The sequence below is a fragment of the Streptomyces sp. ID05-39B genome (assembly GCF_033794725.1).
Taxonomy (GTDB): domain Bacteria; phylum Actinomycetota; class Actinomycetes; order Streptomycetales; family Streptomycetaceae; genus Streptomyces; species Streptomyces bobili.
On record NZ_JARGEF010000542.1, the window covers coordinates 1 to 737 of the forward strand.

The following is a 737-nucleotide window of genomic DNA, read 5'->3' on the forward strand; positions in this document are numbered from 1 at the left end:
GGTCGGAGTGGCGGGGGTGTCGGCGCAGGGGTTGCTCGCGGGGCCGGTGGCGTGGGCTGACACGTCCGGATCGGCGTCGCCTTCCGCGTTCACGGTGACCATCACGGGCCCGGAGTCTCGGGCAGCGGGACCGTGAAGTTCTACCCCGGTTTCGACTACTGGCCGACCGGGATGCCGTCGTACCCCCTGCTGGGTGGACCCCGGGGTGATCGTCTGTGATCGCACGGGTGATCTGGCGCCGGGGAAGACCTTGTCCTACGCGTTCACGTGCAGGTTCCCGAAGAAGGCCGCGGCGACGACGTACCGGGTGCGCGGGGAGCTCCAGTCGGCCAGTCGGCATGTTCCGCTCTCGGCCACTGACCAGGCCGAGGCGGTGTTCCGGCTCGTGAAGCCGAAGCCGTCGTCCGGGCCCACGCCTTCCGCGTCCGGGCCCACGCCTTTCGCGTGGCCCACGCCCGTGCCCACGCCCGCGCCTTCGGCCGCCGGGGTGGCGGGAGTCTCGCGGCCACCGGGAGCGGGGGCATGGGGCGTTCGGCTGGGGCGCTGTGGGGCTCGTCGGCGTCGGCGCGACGCTCTTCGGAGCCGGATGGACCAGGGCGCGACGACGTGCTCTGGACGAGAGACAGTCAGGGGAGACATCTGATGTACGCAAGAGGAGGACGCGTCGCTGTCGCGGCCGGGGCGGCGGCGCTGACGCTGCTCGTGGGGCCGGGGGCCTGGGCGGCGCAGGAGGAGCC

The 737-nt window shown here is 73.0% G+C and carries 1 protein-coding gene; it reads right to left on the bottom strand.

Annotated elements, in window-relative coordinates; translation table 11 throughout:
* Positions 1 to 255: 255 nt before the first annotated feature.
* The gene (locus P1P75_RS41790; protein WP_319265330.1) at positions 256 to 465 is read right to left on the bottom strand and encodes a hypothetical protein; all 210 of its coding nucleotides are present in this window, start codon (positions 463 to 465) and stop codon (positions 256 to 258) included.
* Positions 466 to 737: the final 272 nt, after the last annotated feature.